16 protein-coding genes are annotated in these 16,741 nt (G+C 67.8%); 5 read left to right on the top strand and 11 right to left on the bottom strand.

Annotation, left to right across the window (positions count from 1 at the left end):
- Positions 1-498 (bottom strand): COX15/CtaA family protein (locus tag V7082_RS13675; protein WP_334149417.1); only part of this gene is annotated, 498 nt, incomplete at its 3' end.
- A 175-nt stretch (positions 499-673) separates the two neighbouring features.
- Between V7082_RS13675 and V7082_RS13670 the strand changes: the two genes are divergently transcribed.
- Positions 674-880 (top strand): DUF2842 domain-containing protein, encoded by a 207-nt coding sequence (locus V7082_RS13670; protein WP_334149415.1) that lies wholly within the window; start codon positions 674-676, stop codon positions 878-880.
- Here V7082_RS13670 and V7082_RS13665 read toward each other — a convergent pair.
- Positions 852-1,979, bottom strand: a complete 1,128-nt coding sequence (locus V7082_RS13665; protein ID WP_334149413.1) for a polysaccharide deacetylase family protein — start codon at positions 1,977-1,979, stop codon at positions 852-854. The genes V7082_RS13670 and V7082_RS13665 overlap by 29 nt on opposite strands.
- A 23-nt stretch (positions 1,980-2,002) precedes the next feature.
- Complete coding sequence (locus V7082_RS13660) at positions 2,003-4,330, bottom strand: exopolysaccharide transport family protein (protein WP_334149412.1); 2,328 nt, start codon at positions 4,328-4,330, stop codon at positions 2,003-2,005.
- Positions 4,331-4,484: 154 nt separating this feature from the next.
- On the opposite strand from V7082_RS13660, the gene V7082_RS13655 reads away from it, so the two are divergent.
- Together V7082_RS13655 and V7082_RS13650 are read left to right on the top strand one after the other, a co-directional pair.
- Positions 4,485-5,168 (top strand): polysaccharide biosynthesis/export family protein, encoded by a 684-nt coding sequence (locus V7082_RS13655; protein WP_334149410.1) that lies wholly within the window; start codon positions 4,485-4,487, stop codon positions 5,166-5,168.
- A gap of 8 nt (positions 5,169-5,176) precedes the next feature.
- The gene (locus V7082_RS13650; protein ID WP_334149409.1) at positions 5,177-6,403 is read left to right on the top strand and encodes a glycosyltransferase; all 1,227 of its coding nucleotides are present in this window, start codon (positions 5,177-5,179) and stop codon (positions 6,401-6,403) included.
- Here V7082_RS13650 and V7082_RS13645 read toward each other — a convergent pair.
- From V7082_RS13645 to V7082_RS13610, 8 genes are all read right to left on the bottom strand, one after another.
- Positions 6,307-8,193: a cyclic nucleotide-binding and patatin-like phospholipase domain-containing protein gene (locus tag V7082_RS13645; RefSeq protein ID WP_334149408.1), complete on the bottom strand. Its 1,887-nt coding sequence runs from the start codon at positions 8,191-8,193 to the stop codon at positions 6,307-6,309. The genes V7082_RS13650 and V7082_RS13645 overlap by 97 nt on opposite strands.
- Before the next feature lie 273 nt (positions 8,194-8,466).
- The gene (locus V7082_RS13640; RefSeq protein WP_334149406.1) at positions 8,467-8,904 is read right to left on the bottom strand and encodes a hypothetical protein; all 438 of its coding nucleotides are present in this window, start codon (positions 8,902-8,904) and stop codon (positions 8,467-8,469) included.
- 553 nt (positions 8,905-9,457) lie between these two features.
- Entirely contained in the window at positions 9,458-10,483 is a 1,026-nt protein-coding gene (locus V7082_RS13635; protein WP_334149404.1) for an HlyD family secretion protein, read from the bottom strand.
- Between the two features lie 15 nt (positions 10,484-10,498).
- Entirely contained in the window at positions 10,499-11,281 is a 783-nt protein-coding gene (locus V7082_RS13630; protein WP_334149402.1) for an ABC transporter ATP-binding protein, read from the bottom strand.
- 260 nt (positions 11,282-11,541) lie between these two features.
- Positions 11,542-12,732: an FtsX-like permease family protein gene (locus V7082_RS13625; RefSeq protein ID WP_334149400.1), complete on the bottom strand. Its 1,191-nt coding sequence runs from the start codon at positions 12,730-12,732 to the stop codon at positions 11,542-11,544.
- A gap of 157 nt (positions 12,733-12,889) precedes the next feature.
- Positions 12,890-13,444 carry a hypothetical protein gene (locus V7082_RS13620; RefSeq protein ID WP_334149398.1) on the bottom strand — a complete coding sequence of 185 codons (555 nt, stop codon included), beginning with the start codon at positions 13,442-13,444 and terminating at the stop codon, positions 12,890-12,892.
- A gap of 221 nt (positions 13,445-13,665) precedes the next feature.
- The gene (locus V7082_RS13615) at positions 13,666-14,250 is read right to left on the bottom strand and encodes a hypothetical protein (RefSeq protein ID WP_334149396.1); all 585 of its coding nucleotides are present in this window, start codon (positions 14,248-14,250) and stop codon (positions 13,666-13,668) included.
- 158 nt (positions 14,251-14,408) lie between these two features.
- Entirely contained in the window at positions 14,409-15,284 is an 876-nt protein-coding gene (locus V7082_RS13610) for an alpha/beta hydrolase (protein ID WP_334149394.1), read from the bottom strand.
- Positions 15,285-15,612: 328 nt separating this feature from the next.
- Here V7082_RS13610 and bfr point away from each other — a divergent pair, with 328 nt between their 5' ends.
- The gene (gene bfr / locus V7082_RS13605; protein WP_334149392.1) at positions 15,613-16,104 is read left to right on the top strand and encodes a bacterioferritin; all 492 of its coding nucleotides are present in this window, start codon (positions 15,613-15,615) and stop codon (positions 16,102-16,104) included.
- Between the two features lie 168 nt (positions 16,105-16,272).
- Positions 16,273-16,692 carry a response regulator transcription factor gene (locus tag V7082_RS13600; RefSeq protein WP_334149390.1) on the top strand — a complete coding sequence of 140 codons (420 nt, stop codon included), beginning with the start codon at positions 16,273-16,275 and terminating at the stop codon, positions 16,690-16,692.
- Positions 16,693-16,741 lie beyond the last annotated feature (49 nt).

Genomic DNA, 16,741 nt, shown 5'->3' with positions numbered 1-16,741 from the left:
CTGGCTGACGTCGACGCGATCGACGAGGCCGGACTTCACCATGTACCAGCCGATGGCGCCCTGCAGGCCGCCGAGTGCCAGCACGCCGGCGAACTTCAGCCCATAGCCTGGCCGCAACGCGCCCAGGAACCAGAATACCGCGAGCGGCAGCGCGAAGGCCAACCCGATGAGACGCCCCAGGAAGCGATGCCCCCATTCCCACCAGTAGATGGCCTTAAACGCGTCGAGCGACATGCCCTTGTTGACGAGATGGTACTCGGGGATCTCCTTGTATTTGGCGAACGCCTCCTGCCAATGGGCGTCCGTCAGGGGCGGGATGGCACCGAGGATCGGCTGCCATTCGGTGATGGAGAGGCCGGAGTCCGTGAGCCGGGTCGCGCCGCCGACGGTGATCATCGCCAGCACGAGCCCGGCCACGAAGAAGAGCCAGAGACGCACGGCGCGATCCCACGACGTCGCCGTTCCAGCCTTGCCATTCGTCACGTCGATCGCCGTCATGCGCTTTTTTTCCCGCGGTTCGCCAAGGTGTGATAGGGCGAACCCGTGCTCCGATCAATGCGATGATCGGGCGCTGCACGAGGCCCCGAAAGCGTCCGCGACGAGACACGGGACCGTTGAATTTCAGCCCCCCAAGTTTCAGAAACCAAGTTTCAGGACCAAAGTCTCAGAGCCCATGCCCCTTCGCACGCGCAAGCTCGTCGGCGCCATCGCGCTCCTGGCTTTCCTCGCCGTCTATGCGCTCGCCGCCATGATGGTCGCGGTCGTGCTGCAGGTGAGCGCGAGCAAGGCCGCCGAGATCATCTATTACCCGGTGGCGGGGCTGCTCTGGGTGCTGCCTGCCATGTGGCTCGTCAAATGGATGCTGCGCCCGGACGCGTAGCCTTCCGGCGCCCGGCCTTCGTAGCCACATGCACGGCACGCTGACCTCTGGCGCCCCGAAGCACGGCCTTCGCCGCCTCGATCATCAGGAACGGCACGCCAGTCATCAGGACCGCAACGTAGCGGGCCTTCTGGAAATTGCCGTTCAGCGAGACACGCGGCAGGCCGGTCATCGGATGCTTCGCACTCAGCACGTCTTTGCGGGTCGTGACCGCGGTTTCGAGGCCGAGCGCGGCGGCGATGGCGAAGTCGCGCGCGCCTGCGCTTCCGGCGTCGCCATAGGGAAAGCTGAAGTGGCGGCAGGGACGGCCGAGCTCACGGGCGATGCGCTCGACGCTCTCGGCGATCTCCGCCCGCGCCTCGCCCTCGGAAAGCCCCACCACCGCGACATGGCGGTGCGTGTGCGCGCCGATCGTGACGAGCGGATCGGCTGCGAGCGTGCGCAATTCGTCCCAGCTCATGATCAGGTCACTGCAGAGCGAGGACGCATCGTAGCCGGCCAGCCGCGCGATCTCGCGCACGCTCGCGCGCAGCTCGGCCTCGGGACGGCGGCGCAAGGACCAGTAGATCTCGTCGAACGCCCGGTTTTTCTCGTCCGGCGTGCGGACTTCAAAATGACGCTCGACGCCATCGAGCACGACGCGGATCTCGTTCGCCTTGCGGACGGCGGCTTCGAGGACTAGCCACCACAGCTCGCCCTCACCGTCGGGATAGGCGGTCGGAACGTAGATGGCGAACGGCAGGTTGTGCCGCTTGAAGACCGGATAGGCAAAGTCCCGGTTGTCGCGGTAGCCGTCGTCGAAGGTGAAGCAGGCGAAGGGGCGCGCCGGCGCGTCCATCTTGAGGCGGCGCGCGGCCTCGTCGAGCGAGACGATATCGTAGCCGGCCTTGCGGACGGTCTCGATGGCCGCTTCGAGAAACTCCGGCGTCACTTTCAGGATGCCGTTCGGCTCGAACGCCCCGGGCGGCTCCGGCCGGACGCTGTGCAGCGTGAAGATCACGCCTTTGCCGCGCGCCAACGGGGCCAGGAGGGCGGCGAGCCCGGAATAGTGGAGACCGGACAGCGCGGCTTTCCTCAGGGCAGTGGTCCAGCTCGGCATGCGCGTCCGCCTCCGTCTCCGGCTCAGCCCACGCGCGCGAGCTTGCGCCGTTCGCGCGGGCGGTCGGAATGGTCGAACGCGAAGAGCGCGATGCCTTCGACCTCGAAGCCGAGGAACGTGCCCGCCCCGTCGGCGCGGACACGCGCCTTCTCCTCCTCGCCGGACACGAGCGTCACGCCGCAGTCGAAACGGCCCTGGATGGCCTCGAACAGACGTTCGGCGGGTTCAGGGCGCGCCACCACGACGATATGCTCGTAAACATCATCCAGCGCATCGAGCAGGAAATTGATGTTGTCGCTGTCGGGCGGCTCGTCCGAACCCGCGAGCCCGCGGCCGCAGGGGATGAGATGCACTTCGCTCTCATCGAGCGCACGAACAACGTCCTCGAAGCGCGCCCGCCCGTCAACCAAATCGTTGAAGCCGGGCCACGTCGGCTGACCCATCCGGCTCGATATGCCCTCGCCTGAGAGGCTCCAGTCCACCATGATGACCGTGTGCCCCTTGCCGGCGATCACGCGGCAGACGTCGGCCGCCTCGCGCGCGAGCGCGAACAGATCATCGGAGCCCGTCAAAAGGGTCCGCGTTCCCGAAGTCCCGCCCGCGCGCAATGCCAGGATGCGGGCGGCCATCTCCTCGGCGGTCGTGGGATCGGCGGCGTCCGGCACGGCGGCGGGCTCGGACGCCGCCGGCGCCTCGGCCACGGAGGCGATCTCTGGCGTTATCGGGCCCGCCTCGATCTCCGCCGGAAGCCCAGCCGGGCTCATGGCAGGGGCGAACGGATCGGACGGTGCCGCGAGGCCCGGCCCTGGATCGGCCGCGGGCCCGCCCGGACGCTCCCCGATCAGGGGCCGCTCAAGCGCAAATCCCCGCCGCGGCGGCACGGGCAACACGGGGTGCAGCCGCTCGCGGCGGCGCGCCAGCCCCGGACGGGGCGCGCCGCCCGCCACGCGGGCGCCGCCGAGCAGGCCTCGCGTGATGACGAGCGCGAGCCCGATCATCATCGTGGCGAGGGCCACGAGCAGCGTCGTCGCCCCCTTTCTCGGAAAAACGGGAACGGCGGACGGGCGGGCACTCGAGACGATCTGTGCCTCGACGGGGATCGTGCGGCTGTCATCGGCGCGCACGCGGTTGGCCTCGAACTGGGCCCGCAGGCGATCGAGCTCGGCGCGTTTTGACCTCGCGTCGGCCTCGAGGCTCCTCAGTCGCGCCTCCTCCGGGCCGGCGTTGACGATGCGCGACTTGATGTCGGCGACGCTCGCCTGGATGGCCTCCTCACGCAGGGCCGCAACCTTGGCTTCCTTGTCGAGGCCGTCGACGATCTTCGCGACCTCGGCGCCGATCTGGCCCTTGAGCCCCTTGAGGTCGGCGGTGAGCTGGCGCATGCGCGGATGCCCCGGCAGGAGGGTCGCCGACAGCTCGGAGATCTGCCGCTCGACGCGCACGCGGCTCTGCACGAGGCTCTGGATCAGCGGCGACTTCTGGATATCGGCCAGCGTCTCGGCGCTGCCTAGCTCCTGCATCTCGCGCGCCTGGGCGGCACGGGCCTCGGCCTCGCTGCGGGTCGCCTTGACGCGCAACAGCTCGGCGTTGAGGTCGGCGAGCTGCTGCTCGTTCAGCCCCGTTGCCTGCGGGCCGCCCTTGAAGATATTCGCTTCTCCGCGAAACGCCTCGACGGCGGCCTCGGCCGCGGCGGCCTCGTCGGCAAGCCGGGCGATCTTGGGCTCGAGAGCCTTCTGCACGTCGTCGGTTTCGATCAGGCTCTGATGGGCGATGTTCCGGCGATAGGTCTCCGCGATGCGGTTGGCGACGGCGGCGGCGAGCTCCGGATCGATCGAACGGAACCGCACGCCGATGAAGCGGCTCTCCCTCGGCGAATAGACCTCGAGGCTCCTGAAATAGGCATCGAGCGCGCGATCCTGGTCGCTCTCGGAGGCCCGCGGAGCGCCGATGCCGACCAACCGCAACAGTGCGGACAGCGTGTCGGGCGATCCTCTGGCGCTGTTGAACTCGGGCTTTTCCGCGAGCCTCATCTCGCGGACGATCTCCTCGCCGAGGTCCGTCGACATCAGCGCGCGCACGTGGGTGTTGATGGCTTCCTTGTCCATCCGCACGCTAACGCTATCGGACATGCCGGATCGCGACGGATCGGCGAACGGGTTGGCGGCGCTCTTCGATTCGATGGCGAGCTGCGCCTCCGACATATAGCGGGGGGCGACCAGCGCGAGCACGCCATAGGTGGCCGCCGCCAGGGCCAGCGCGATGAGCGTAAGCCTCGGCAGGCTTCTGACCGCGCTCCGCCACAGGGCGCCGAGGTCGATATCGTCAGGGCGATGGTATGTCGTTCGAGCCATTTCGGTTTCGTCCGGCAAATCCGTTGGCTCCGGGATACACGGCGCCGCGTTAGAATTTCCTTAAGCTTCCCGGAGTGGGACAAACTCTAAGTTTTTCTTAACCCTGGCTGCCTAACACTGGCGCTCGCGAACCCTTTCCGTTGAGCGGTCTCCCATGCGCGCCGGCGCCAAAGCATCGATCGGATTTCTCTCGTGCGCCGTGGCGATCGCGCTTGCCGGCTGCTCGCACGACCCCGACGCGGTCGTCTCGGCCGCGCTCGAGACCATGGGCCGGGACGCCGAGACGGTGGTGATCGCGGATGCGCCGCGGGAGGCGGCCGCGCCGGCGGCGATCGAAACCGCTTCCGTCAGTCCGGCCGGATACGTCGCCGATGCGCGCGGGCCCTACCGGCTCGATACCGGCGACAAGCTGCGCGTCTTCGTCTACGGGCAGCCGAACCTCTCGCGGGCCTACACCGTCGATCAGGAAGGCATGATCACGGTGCCGCTGATCAACGCCGTGCGCGCACGCGGCCGGACCACGCGCGAGGTGGAGAGCGCCATCCGCCACCGCCTCGGCGCGGAGTTCGTGCGCAATCCCGAGGTGACGGTCGACATCCTGCAGAACCGGCCGTTCTTCATCTACGGCGAGGTGCGCGCGGGGGGACAGTACCCTTACGTCTCGGACATGACGGTCGAGACGGCGGTCGCCATCGCCGGCGGCTATACGGACCGCGCCAGCACGCGCAGCTACCGCATCACGCGGCGCCACGACGGGTTCTCCGACCGGATCGACGTTCCGGGCGACTACCCCGTCGCACCGGGCGACGTGGTCTACGTCAACGAGCGGTTCTTCTGAGGCGCCCCTTGAGCGACACCGTCTCTTCCGCCGACACGCCGCTGCGCATCCTTCACGTCATGCGCGCGCCCGTCGGCGGACTGTTCCGGCACGTGCTCGATCTCGCGGGAGAGCAGGCGCGGCGCGGGCATGAGGTCGGCATCGTCGCCGACAGCACCTCGGCCGACAGGCTCACCACCCTGCGCCTCGCGGAGATCGCGCCGAAGCTCGGGCTCGGGCTTTCGCTCATCCCCATGCGCCGGCAACCCGGCATCGGCGACCTCACCGCCGTGCGGCGCATCGCGAACATCGCGCGCGCGCTCGACCTCGACATCCTGCACGGCCACGGCGCCAAAGGCGGGGCCTATGCGCGGCTCGCCCGGGCGTGGCTGTCGGTCGGCGCACGCGCGCGCGTTCAGGCGTTCTACACGCCGCATGGCGGGAGCCTCCACTACACGCCCGGGACGGCGGCCGGCACCCTCTTCGGGGCGATCGAGCGGGTCATGGGGCGGATGACGGACGGGCTCATCTTCGAATCCGCGTTCGCGCGCGACGCCTATGCGCGGCTCGCGGGGGATAAGGGCCCGCCGCGGCGCATCATCGCCAACGGGCTGGGCCTCAAGGATTTCGTCGCCCGCCCGCCCGCCGAGGATGCGGCCGACATCCTCTTCATCGGCGAGTTGCGCCTGCTCAAAGGCGTCGACGTGCTGATCGAGGCGCTGGCGCGCATCGCTGCCAAACGTCCGCTCCGCGCCGTGATCGTGGGGAGCGGCCCCGACGCGGAGACATTCAAATCCCAGGCCCACGCCCTGGGGCTCGACGCGGCGGTCACGTTCCCCGGCGCCATGCCGGCGTCGGATGCCTTCCCGCTCGGGCGCTGCCTCGTGGTCCCGTCGCGCGCCGAGAGCTTTCCCTACATCGTGCTCGAAGCGGGCGCGGCAGGGGTGCCGCTCATCGCGACGCGCGTCGGCGGCATTCCCGAGATCGTCGCGGGGACGCAGACGGAGCTCATCGCACCGGGCTCGGCCGACGCCCTCGAGCGCGCGATCTTGAGTGTGCTCTCCGATCCGGACGGCGCGCGCGCGCGTGCGTCCGAGCTGCGCTGCGCCGTGCAGCAGAGGTTCACCGTGACGACGATGACGGATGGCGTGCTCGCCTTCTACCGGTCGGCGCGGGCTGACGCCGGCCGACACGCATCGGCGAACCACGCGGGCGGATCAGCGCGCGCGGCCAGCTCGGCGCATGTCCAGCCGTAGGCGGCGTCGAACAATTCGCGATGGCGATGCCAGTCGAGGAACCCCATTCCAGCCGGGATCGGCGGGGAGAGCGAAAGATCGTCCGCCTGGAGCTCGCGCTGGAAATCGCGACGGTTGGCCATCAGCGCGCGCATCAGCACCGCGACCAGGCCCGGCGCGGCCGGAAGCCGGCCACGACCGAGGGGGTTGAGCACGCGCCGCACCAATGCGGCCCGCGACGGCAGAGCCTCGTAGTCGACCGCATAGCGGTCGAGCGCCGGCGGCTTGAAGCTCACGACGACGTTGGGACCCGACTTGAGATCGCGCATGACCCGCACGGGCACGTTGTCGAGCAGGCAGCCGTCGACCAGCATGTCGCCTTCGGCCGTATAGACCGGCGGCAGGAGCGCGGGGATCGAGGCCGAGGCGCGGATTGCTCGCCACAGGGGGCCGCTGCGGTGCGCGACGAGACCATAGCGGGCGAGGTTGGTCGAGACGGCGAAGAACGGCAGCCAGAGGTCTTCGATGTCGCCCGCGCCGAACAACCGCTTCAGCTCCGCGTCGAACACCGTGTGGTCGAGCAGCGCGTAGCGCGGCAGCGTCAAGCGGCGCAGCGCGCGGTTGGCGACGAACATCTCGCCGAGCGCGGCGTCGATCTCGTCGGGCGAGGCGTCGAGCATGAAGGCCGCCGCGAGTGCGGCGCCGGCCGAGGTGCCGCCCATGATGTCGAAGGCGAGCCCGGCCTCCGTGAGGGCCTTGAAGACGCCCGTGTGCGCGGCCGCGAGAGCGCCGCCTCCGGCCGCCACGAGCCCCACGGCGCGTCCTTCGACGAAACGCACGAGGCGATCGACGTCGGCCGTGCCTTCGAGGGCGACATGATGGTGCATGGCGACCTTGCGAGGCGCGAGCCAGCGGGCGGTCCCCGCGACCTTGCCGCGGCGCGGATGCAGGAGCACGAGGCGCGTTGCCTCCGGCGCCACGAACTGCTGCGCGAGGCGCTCGGCGGCATTGGGCGCGGCGGCGTCGCTGTGGTGGGCGACGGCGAGCACCAGGTCAGCATGCCGGATCGCCTTCCCGGTCCAGGGTGTGACGGCGTCGTCGGCCAGTAGCAGGACATGCGCGTGGGCGGCCTCGAGCGCGTTCAGCCGCGCGATGGCGTCCGGGCTCTCGAACGCGTCGGCGGCCCCGAGAAGCGCCTCTGCGGTCTCTCCCGAAAGCACGGCGCAGGGCGCGCGGCGGGAGAGCGCGTCGCTCAGCATGGCGACGAACGGCGCGCTCATGCGCGCGCCGCCGGCCGGAATGACGCAGATGGTGCGCGGGCGCGGCCGGGCCTGCGGGGCGGAGGACGCGGCATGGGACGTGGTCGCTGCGAGACGGCGGGCGAGCGTCGCCGCGAGCGTGCCCCAGATGCCTGGATGGGCCGCCACGAGGGCGTCGAACTCGGCGCGCGAGAGCGCCTGCACGAGGCTGTCGCGCATGGCGGTCACGGTGGCGGTCCGCGCCCCTCCGGTCAGGAAGGCGATCTCGCCGACGGGCTGGCCGGGACCGATCTCGCTCAGTAGATCGTGCCGCCCCTCGCGGGCGACGGCGAAACGCCCGGACACCACGACATAGAGCGCGTCCGCCGGATCACCCTCATGGATCAGTACGTCGCCCCGGCGCAGGGTTCTGAGCGCGAGGCGACCGGCGAGCGCGCTCCGCTCCGGCGCCGACAGACCGGAGAAGAGATCGATGTCGGGAACCTCGGGCATGACGGAAGCGTGCGCGGGAAACTCGCTCGCAGTCCCTCTCGGTGCGTCGGTTGGGTTCATGTGGGGGGCGCCCGCCCAGGTTGACCACCTTCCACTATACGGCGGCGCGGCGGGCTAGAGCGTGATCATTTTTGATTGAAAGGATCGCGCTTCAGGCTGCGGGGTCACAGCCTGTCTATGCCGCGGGGCACGGACGGGGCACGCGCCTCCCTGGCGAGGCCCGCGATCAGCAGGCCAAGGGCCGGCAGGAAAAACAAAAGGAAGGTGCCGACAAAGGGGATGAAGACTGACATGCCCCCTATATGGGGCGCGCGCCGCCGCCTACCACCGCTTTCACGCTGTGGCGGTTTGTCCCTCGAAGCCCTCGGTGGCCGCGGCGAGCGCCTCGCTCATGGTGCGGGCCATCTTGACGGGATTGAAGCCCCACTTGGCGTTGAGGCGCATCTTCGCCGCGGCTTCGAGCGCGGTCACGAGCGCCGTCTGCCCGTGGCGGGCGATGAGCTCGCTCACGTGGCGCGTCTGGCAGGCGGTGAGGAAGCTGCGGAAGCGCAGCAGAACCGCCACCTTGCGCACACGCTCGCGGGGCGAGATCTGCCAGAAGTCCTGCTCGACGCGGCGCAGGTCCTCGTCGGAGAGCGTGATCGACGGAAGCAGGAGGCTCCCGGAGGAGAGGATCTTGAGGGCCAGCGCCAGCTCGCGGGCGCCGACCAGAGGCACGTCGCTCGTGTCGATTGCGCCTTCAGGGGCTTTGTCGATCATGGCTTCCGACATGGCGATCAGCTCCGCTTTCCGACCGGGTCTCTTTGGGCGAAGACGCTCCAGGGCGACCCGTGCAACAGAATTATGTCTTTTGGACTACGCGATTCGACGAGAAAATCCACGTCCAAGCCGACGAGGCGGCCGTCTGGATTGCGGATATCCGACTTCGAAAAGCGGTATTTCCGTCCATCGGCGGCGCGGATGACGCCGCACCCGATGGCTTCGTGAAACTTCGTTATGTGACCTTGCATGGCGCGCTCCATCTCGATGGCGACCGCCTCAGCGGTATCTCGCAGAACCATGCCCGAGAGGGACAGCGCGCGCTGTTCCTGCCGATACATTCCCAATCGATTTCAAGGCTGTCAACCAATTATCTTGCACTGCAGCATAAAAAAGGGGCCACCCTTGCAGGTGACCCACACTTTTGTTGCAACGGCACTCCCGAACCGAGGGGCGAGGGGCCCGGGATTATGGGAGATCCCCTCTTCCGAGGGCGGCGAAGGCCACGGATTTCCGCCGCCGCGGCAAGGGTGCCGCCGGAGACGCCGGGGACATCTCAGGCCCCTCAGTTGTCACGAAAAAATGCGTCTACCCGCATGCCGGGCTTCAGTGCCGCGGCATCCCCTGTCATCTCGATGGTCACCTCCATCACCTCGACGTCGGTCGGGCGGAGCGGTCCGCGCGGACCGATCTTCGCCGAGCCGAGGGTCGGAGCGATGCTCGTCACCTTGCCCTGGAACTTCTCGTCGCCGCGGCTGATGCTCTTCACGTAGGCGGTCTGGTCGAGCTTGATCTTGTCGACATCGCCCTCGTCGACCTCGGCCTTGACGCGCACCACGCTCATGTCGCCCATGACGACCAGCGGCAGCTCCGGCGACGGCGCCACGACCTCGCCCGCCTTGGCGTTGACCTCGAAGATGGTGCCGGCGGACGGCGCGCGGATGCGCGTCTTGTCGAGGAGGGCTTCCGCCATGCGCACTTCCGCACGCGCGGCGGAGACCGCGGACTCGGCGCGGCTCGGCGCCGGCAGGTTCGCCTTCGACTGCGCCTTCACGTAGGCGATGCGCTCGCGCTCGAGGCGCTCGTTGGCATCCTTGAGGCGGCGGCGCGCGTCGCTCACGGCCGCGTCGCTGCCGGTGCCGCTGCGCTTGGCGGAGATCGCATAGTCGAGCTCGATGCGGGCCCCGGTCACAGCGCGCTCGGCGGAGTAGATCGCATCCTCGGCCTTGCGCACGTCCTCGCGGCCCGAGGCGAAGGCTTTCTCGCGGTCCTCGCGCAACGCCTCGGCTTCCGTCTCGGCGGAGGCGAGCTTGGCGCGGGCTTCCGCATCGTCGAGACGCAGCAGGAGCTCGCCTTCCTCGACCTTGTCGTCGACCTTGACCAGCACGTCCTCGACGCGGCCGAGATAGGTGGCGCCGAGGCGGATCTCGCCGCCCTTCGGCTCGACGCGCCCGGGCGCGGCGACGGCGTAATCCTTGGGCGCGATCGCGACCTCCTCGGCCGGTGCGCTACTCCTGAGCTTGTCGTAGGCAAGGTAGCCGCCGGCCCCGGCAAGCCCCAAAAGCAGGATCAGATTTATGGGCTTCAACATGGCGCGTGATCTTCCTCAAGCTGCAACGTTCTTTTTCCTGGACTCGTTACCGGAGCCGTGGCCGGCGCCGCCCTTGTCGGGCGAGCGGTCGTCGCCGACGATGCGTCCGTCCTCGATAGTGATGATGCGATCGGCGTAGTGGAGCGTGCGGTGATCGTGCGTCACGGCCATCACGGCCCGCGTCGGATCCTTGGCGACCTCCTTCAGGAGCTCCATCACGGCTTTGCCGTTCTCGCTGTCGAGGGCGGCAGTCGGCTCGTCGGCCAGCACGACGGAAGGACGGCCGGCCAGCGAGCGGGCGATGGCAACACGCTGCTTCTCGCCGCCCGACAGCTTCGACGGATAGGCGTGGAGGCGATGCTCAAGGCCGACCGCCCTCAGCGCCTCAGCCGCGGTCTCCATCGGATCGGCGGAACGGGCATTGCGCACGTCGAGCGCGACAAGGACGTTCTCGAGTGCCGTCAGGGTCGGGAACAGGTTGTAGCTCTGAAACACGAAGCCGATGTGGAGGCGGCGGATGTCGGCAAGCTCCTCGCTCGACAGTCCGACCGCTTGGTGGCCCGCGAGATGCAGCTCTCCGCCGGTGGCCGTCAGAATGCAGCCCAGGATCGACAGCAGAGTCGTCTTGCCGCTTCCCGACGGCCCCATCAGCAGGGTCAGCTCGCCGGGACGCAGGTCCATGCTGACTCCCTTCAGGATGTGAAGCTCTCCGGCGCCGGTGTCGATCGATTTCACGATGTTGCGCGCTTCGAGAAGCGGACGCAGCCCCCCGTTCGATGCTCTCTCAGCCTTGGCCATCTCAGCAATGTCTCCCGAATGCGTCACGCGGAACTCAGTGCGGCGAAACTGACACCGGCGACCCAAAGCGTCTGTTCCGCCTGTCACAGGGAATGCCGATTACGGTGACAAAAATCGCTCTTACAACGGAACGTCCTCCGGGTGAAGGACGGGCACGCCGTCCGTCCTCCGCCCGGCACGGGATCCGGAACGCCTTCGCCTCCCGGATCCGATATTCTCTCCTCCTCGGCCTCCCGCGACCCGATCCCGGCCGTGCGCTCCTATCGGTTGAAGACGCCTGCCGGATCGATCCGCGTCACCTTGCGGATGGCCGTGATGGCCGCGAAGATGCACATGCCGACGGTCAGCGCGAACAGATAGGCCGCGATCTGGGGCGTCATGACGATGGTCAGTGTCGGCACGCGAACCGAAAGCCTGTAGATCGCCAGCATCGCGAGCAGCATGCCGGCCGCATAACCCAGAACCGCGCTCAGCAACGCCTGGATGAGGATGACGGCGTGGATGTAGCTCGCCGACGCGCCGAGCGCGCGCAAGGTCGCGAACTCGTTGAGGTGGTCCTTGGTGCTGGCGTAAAGGGTCTGGGCGACGATGACGATGCCAACGATGGCGCCGAGCACCATGCCCGTGATGAGGGCGAGGCCGGCGCCTGTCGAAAACATCCAGTAGTTGATGCTGCGGCGCGTGAACTCCTCGTGCGTCAGAACCTCGGCCCCCTGCAGGCGGTCCTGCAACGCCTTACGCACGGTCTCGAGATCGGCGCCCTCCTGGAGCGTCGCGAGCACGTAAGTCGATTGCGCGGCGCTCGCGCCCACGAACTTGCGCGCCGTCGAAATCGACGTGAAGCCGTAAGGGAGGGTCGTGAACGAGCGGATGCCTTTCGTCACGGCCGTGACCTGGGCGCGCTGATTGTTGATCTCCGCATAGTCGCCGCGCTTCTCGATACCGAGATCCTTGAAGTACGAGCGGTCCATCGCGATGGCCATGGGCAGGCTGAGATCCTCGATCCCGCCTTCTTCGATACTCCAGGGACGGGTGCCTTCATTGGCATAATCGAGGCCGACGAGGATGAAGGTCTTCTTTCCGCCCCCGGGCTTGCGCCAGGACGAGAAGCTCACGATCATGTCCTCGGCCTTCTGCACGCCGGGCGTCGACAGGGCGGCATACTTTTCATACCCGATCAGAAGCGAGGGATCGTCGAAGCTCTTGGTGCCGAATGGCACGATCCAGAGGTCGGCGGGCGCCTTGTCGAGCACGGTCGCGATCTTGTTCTCGCTGCCCTTGTAGAGGCCGACCTCGATGGCCACGAGCACCACCGAGAAGACGATGCCGACCAGCGTCACAATCAAGCTCATGCGATCGTGGAAGAGGTTCCGATAGGCAATCTTGGGCGCCATCCTGATGATCTTGCCCTGGGCAGCAGGTGCCCCGCCGCCTGCGATCCTCTTGATCATGTCCGACTCCAATCCCGCATCGGGAGTGTTGTGCGCTGAACTCGATGCCACGTCCAGCGTCCGTGCTCGCTCGAAACTGCTTTTATTCCATCACGGCGCGAGGTGTCGGGACGCATGCATTCCGACACCTCGCGCCATGTTTCCTGCCGCGCCCGCTTTAGTCGCAGCTGACCGATACCGTCATGCCGACCGCGGGGATGAACTTCTTGCAGCTCTCCTTCTCATCCGCCGTTCCGTCGCCGGTGCGGGTGGCCGCAGCGGTTTTTGCCGGGGCTTCCGCCGCGACGGCGGGCACCGCAGTCTCAGACACTGCAGTTTGGGGCGCCGGCTTCGTCACGGGGATCGAGCCCTGGATCAGAGCCGAGCTTCCCGTCAGAGGCGCGGCCGTCTCCGTGACGCCGGTCTTCCTGGCCTTGCTCGCATCGGTGGCCTCGTCTTTCCTGACGTCCTGGCGAAGCTCGGCTTTCGCCACGCGCTCAGGCGGCCTCTTCAGCTTGCGGGCGGCGTGCATGACCGGCCTCGTCCTAGCTTTCGGCGTGCGATAAGCGCCGCCGCCGTGCGCGGGGGTCGCTACGAAGCTTCCGAGCGGCACGCCGAACCCGAGGCGAATGCCGCCGCCGGCCTCGGCAGTGGATGCCAGAGCGGTGGTTGCGACAAGCGCAGAAGCAAGCGCGATCAGCCTCGTCGTTCCGATCAGCCTGGTCGTTCTCATGGCGGTTTCTCCTCAACCTGTCCGTCAATCGCGCCGGGCCTTGGACGGCATCGCCGGCTCACGTCTGCCGCGACCATCGCCCGTCCGTGCGGCCGCCGCTGTTCCGAGCGGCACACGCGCGCGAATTCTCTGGCTCGCAACGACGCTCACAACGAAAAGAGCCGGCCCCATGAGGGGCCGGCTCTCCATCACGTCGCACTGGGTCCGCGCGTCCAGACTTTCTAGCAGTCCACGTCGACCGCGACGCCGAGCGCGGGAACATAGCGCTTGCAAGTGCTCGATGCGGGCTCCTCCTCGGCGGTGGCGTCGTTGGTGGCAGCCGGCGTGTCGACGGCGGCGACGGTCGCCGCGTCAGCCGTCTCTGAGCCGGCGCCATGGACATCGGCGCGGGTCAACGCGGCCGTGCTCGACGGCGCGGCGACGTAGGTGCTCGGACCGGAGTTGGTCGTCTTCTCAGCGACCTCATCCTGCGTATCCTGGGACTGCTCGGCCTTTGCGGCTTGAGCCCTGGCCTTCGCGGCTGCGGCGGCCTGCTTCTGCCTGGCGGCTGCTGCGGCCTGGGCCTTGGCGCGAGCCTGTGCCTGTGCCTGTGCCTTCGCACGGGCCTGAGCCTGGGCCTGGGCACGAGCGCGTGCCATCTTGGCCTGCTTTGCCTGCTGAGCCTGGTGGGCCATGGCGCCGACAGCCAGGACACCGAGCCCGACTCCGAGGGCGAGGCCGCGTCCGCCGGCTTCGGCGGCGGGGGTGATTGCGAGGCTCGCGGCCACGGTCGCCGCAATGACGGTCATGCTGAGCTTCTTGGCCATGTTACTCTCCATCCGAGGTTCCCGGGCGGGCTTCATCGCCGCCCTCTCGAGGCTCAAAGTGCCCGATCGCGGCTTCTGCCGCTGTTCCGGCAGGAACATGGGACGGCGGCGGCCGATTTTTTTCCGGAGAGGGCATCAAACGCGCCGGCTAGCGCTCTTTACGCGGCTGCCGGCGCAACGCTGCCGACGGCGCGAAGGTGGGCGGCGGGACACGTGCGGACGGTTTCGGCAACAGCGCCGGCGATGCGGGAGATAAAGGCCAGCGTCCGGTCCAGCACGACGTGACGCTGCCGGTCGACCGTCACCATGTGATAGCTGTCCTCGAGCACCACGAGATCGACCGGGCCGGCCAGCTCGCGTTGCAGGTAGGCTGCATTGTCGAGCCCGGCGTAATCATCCTCTCTGGCATGAAGGATGAGCACCGGCTGGGTGATGGCACCGAGCTCCTTCATCACCTGCCGGGCCAGCCGGCGACGCTCCAGCACGGCACCGCCAGGCATCGCCGACGGGGCGGCCTTCGCGCCTTCCGACGCCATGGCGCTCATGATGAAGCTGCGGATGCGCTGGTCCTTGATGCCGACGTGGATCGGCACCGGGAAACGGAACAGGTTGGCCAGCCATTTGCTGTCGATCAGGCGGAAGAGCGGTACATACCAGGGGATCTGGCGACCGGAGAGCCAGAGGGTCGGCGAATAGAGCGCGACCGCGTGGACCTTATCCCTGTGGCGGGCGGCGAGCCTCAGGGCCAGCACCGCGCCGGTCGAGAGGCCGCCGACGATGACGGTCTCGCAGGTCGCGGCCAGTTCCTCGAGCCCCTTTTCCGCGCTTTCGTACCAGTCCTGCCAAGTGGCCGTCCTGAGGTCGCCCTCGGTGCCCTCGTGCCCGGCGAGCAGAGGGCAGAGGACCCTATACCCATTGCGGGTCAACCCGTTCGCCACAAATCGGATTTCTCTCGGTGACCCACACAGGCCATGAACCAGAAGCACGCCAATCCGACCGCTTTTGGCTCCGGAACTCCGTTCACTCGCTTGCATCGTGCGCCCCAATGGTATCCGGCTTCGATGGCAAGCACGCTAGCGGAGCGGCCTCGGTCCGGCTGTTCCAGCGGGCACAGGACTTGTCAGGCCGCCAGCCCCGCCGACGCCGTGCAAAAGCCGCTCATTTCGGGGCGCGGCATGCGATCGTCGCTTGCAAGCGTTCGGGCGGTCGCGGAAAAGCAGGGAGACGGGGTCGGCCAACATTTTCCCGTTGACCCCGCCGTATGTCAGGATTACAATTTAGAACTATTCTAATTGCTGCCTCCGAACGTTGAGAATGCTCTGCGGAGCGCGTGCCTCACCGGGTCGGACAGAGGGAGGACCCATGAAGGGTAAACGCGAGGTCGTCGACATTCTGAACGAAGCGCTCAAGCTCGAGCTCGGCGCGGTCAACCAATACTGGCTGCACTACCGGATGCTCGAGAACTGGGGCTTCACCAAGCTCGCCAAGAAGGAGCGGGCGGAATCGATCGAGGAGATGAACCACGCGGACAAGCTCGTCACCCGCATCATCTTCCTCGAGGGTCTGCCTAACCTGCAGCAGGTGGCGCCGCTCATGATCGGCGAGCACCTGAAGGAGGTCCTCGAATGCGATCTCAAGGGCGAGAAGATCGCGCATGAAACGTATATCCGCGGCCGCGACATCTGCCGGGCCGCCAAGGACTACGTGACGATGGAATTGTTCGCGGAGCTGATCGGGGACGAGGAAGGGCACATCGATTTCATCGAGACGCAGCTCGACCTCATCTCCAAGATCGGTATCGAGAACTACGGGCTCCTCCAGTCCGACCCGGCCAACGACGTCGAAGGCCACTGACCGGCGCGTGGCGAGCCTCGGGACTGCCGCGGCTCGCTTTCTTACCGTTTCCCAATGTTGCCGGTCGACGCCGCGGCGCGCAGAGAGACGCTGCGCGCCGGGTTGGCGCGTCTTTCGGCCGCGGGGAACCTCGGACATCGGCCCGGCGTTGGCTGTCAGGTGAAACCGATGACCGCGCCAACGCTTAGCAGCCGCACCCCTGATCACCTGACGACCACGATCCTGATTGTCGAGGACGACCCTATCCTGCGCTTCACGCTGGCCATGGACCTTAACGACGCGGGCTTTGCCGTGCGCGAGGCGGCCAGCACGGACGAAGCGGAGACGGTTCTCGGCACCGGCGCGCCGATCGATCTCATCGTCACGGACATCGAGATGCCGGGAGCGCGAAACGGGCTCGACCTCGCGAAAGCCGTGCGCGCCTTCCATCCCGACATTCGATCGATCGTGGTATCCGGGCGCGTGCCGCCCGCGGACATCGTGGGCGTGGCGGACGCCTTCTTCGGCAAGCCCTACGATACGAGCCGGCTTATCCGGCGCATCCGATCGCTGCTCGCGCCACGCCGGCACACTGCGGGCAAGGCTTAGAGCTCCTAATTTCATCACTGGGCTGATCTTGATGGGCCGGGGGCGCCCG

It is taken from the genome of Hyphomicrobium sp. (genome assembly GCF_036833075.1).
GTDB lineage: Bacteria > Pseudomonadota > Alphaproteobacteria > Rhizobiales > Hyphomicrobiaceae > Hyphomicrobium_C.
The sequence above is the reverse complement of the archived record's forward strand: the minus strand, read 5'-3'. Positions and strand labels throughout refer to the sequence as shown.

Excerpts from the sequence above, each read along its gene's own strand:
- V7082_RS13670 (WP_334149415.1), top strand. The coding sequence starts at position 674 with ATGCCCCTTCGCACGCGCAAGCTCGTCGGCGCCATCGCGCTCCTGGCT.
- V7082_RS13665 (WP_334149413.1), bottom strand. The coding sequence starts at position 1,979 with ATGCCGAGCTGGACCACTGCCCTGAGGAAAGCCGCGCTGTCCGGTCTC.
- V7082_RS13660 (WP_334149412.1), bottom strand. The coding sequence starts at position 4,330 with ATGGCTCGAACGACATACCATCGCCCTGACGATATCGACCTCGGCGCC.
- V7082_RS13655 (WP_334149410.1), top strand. The coding sequence starts at position 4,485 with ATGCGCGCCGGCGCCAAAGCATCGATCGGATTTCTCTCGTGCGCCGTG.
- V7082_RS13645 (WP_334149408.1), bottom strand. The coding sequence starts at position 8,193 with ATGAACCCAACCGACGCACCGAGAGGGACTGCGAGCGAGTTTCCCGCG.
- V7082_RS13640 (WP_334149406.1), bottom strand. The coding sequence starts at position 8,904 with ATGTCGGAAGCCATGATCGACAAAGCCCCTGAAGGCGCAATCGACACG.
- V7082_RS13635 (WP_334149404.1), bottom strand. The coding sequence starts at position 10,483 with ATGTTGAAGCCCATAAATCTGATCCTGCTTTTGGGGCTTGCCGGGGCC.
- V7082_RS13630 (WP_334149402.1), bottom strand. The coding sequence starts at position 11,281 with ATGGCCAAGGCTGAGAGAGCATCGAACGGGGGGCTGCGTCCGCTTCTC.
- V7082_RS13625 (WP_334149400.1), bottom strand. The coding sequence starts at position 12,732 with ATGATCAAGAGGATCGCAGGCGGCGGGGCACCTGCTGCCCAGGGCAAG.
- V7082_RS13620 (WP_334149398.1), bottom strand. The coding sequence starts at position 13,444 with ATGAGAACGACCAGGCTGATCGGAACGACGAGGCTGATCGCGCTTGCT.
- V7082_RS13615 (WP_334149396.1), bottom strand. The coding sequence starts at position 14,250 with ATGGCCAAGAAGCTCAGCATGACCGTCATTGCGGCGACCGTGGCCGCG.
- V7082_RS13610 (WP_334149394.1), bottom strand. The coding sequence starts at position 15,284 with ATGCAAGCGAGTGAACGGAGTTCCGGAGCCAAAAGCGGTCGGATTGGC.
- bfr (WP_334149392.1), top strand. The coding sequence starts at position 15,613 with ATGAAGGGTAAACGCGAGGTCGTCGACATTCTGAACGAAGCGCTCAAG.
- V7082_RS13600 (WP_334149390.1), top strand. The coding sequence starts at position 16,273 with ATGACCGCGCCAACGCTTAGCAGCCGCACCCCTGATCACCTGACGACC.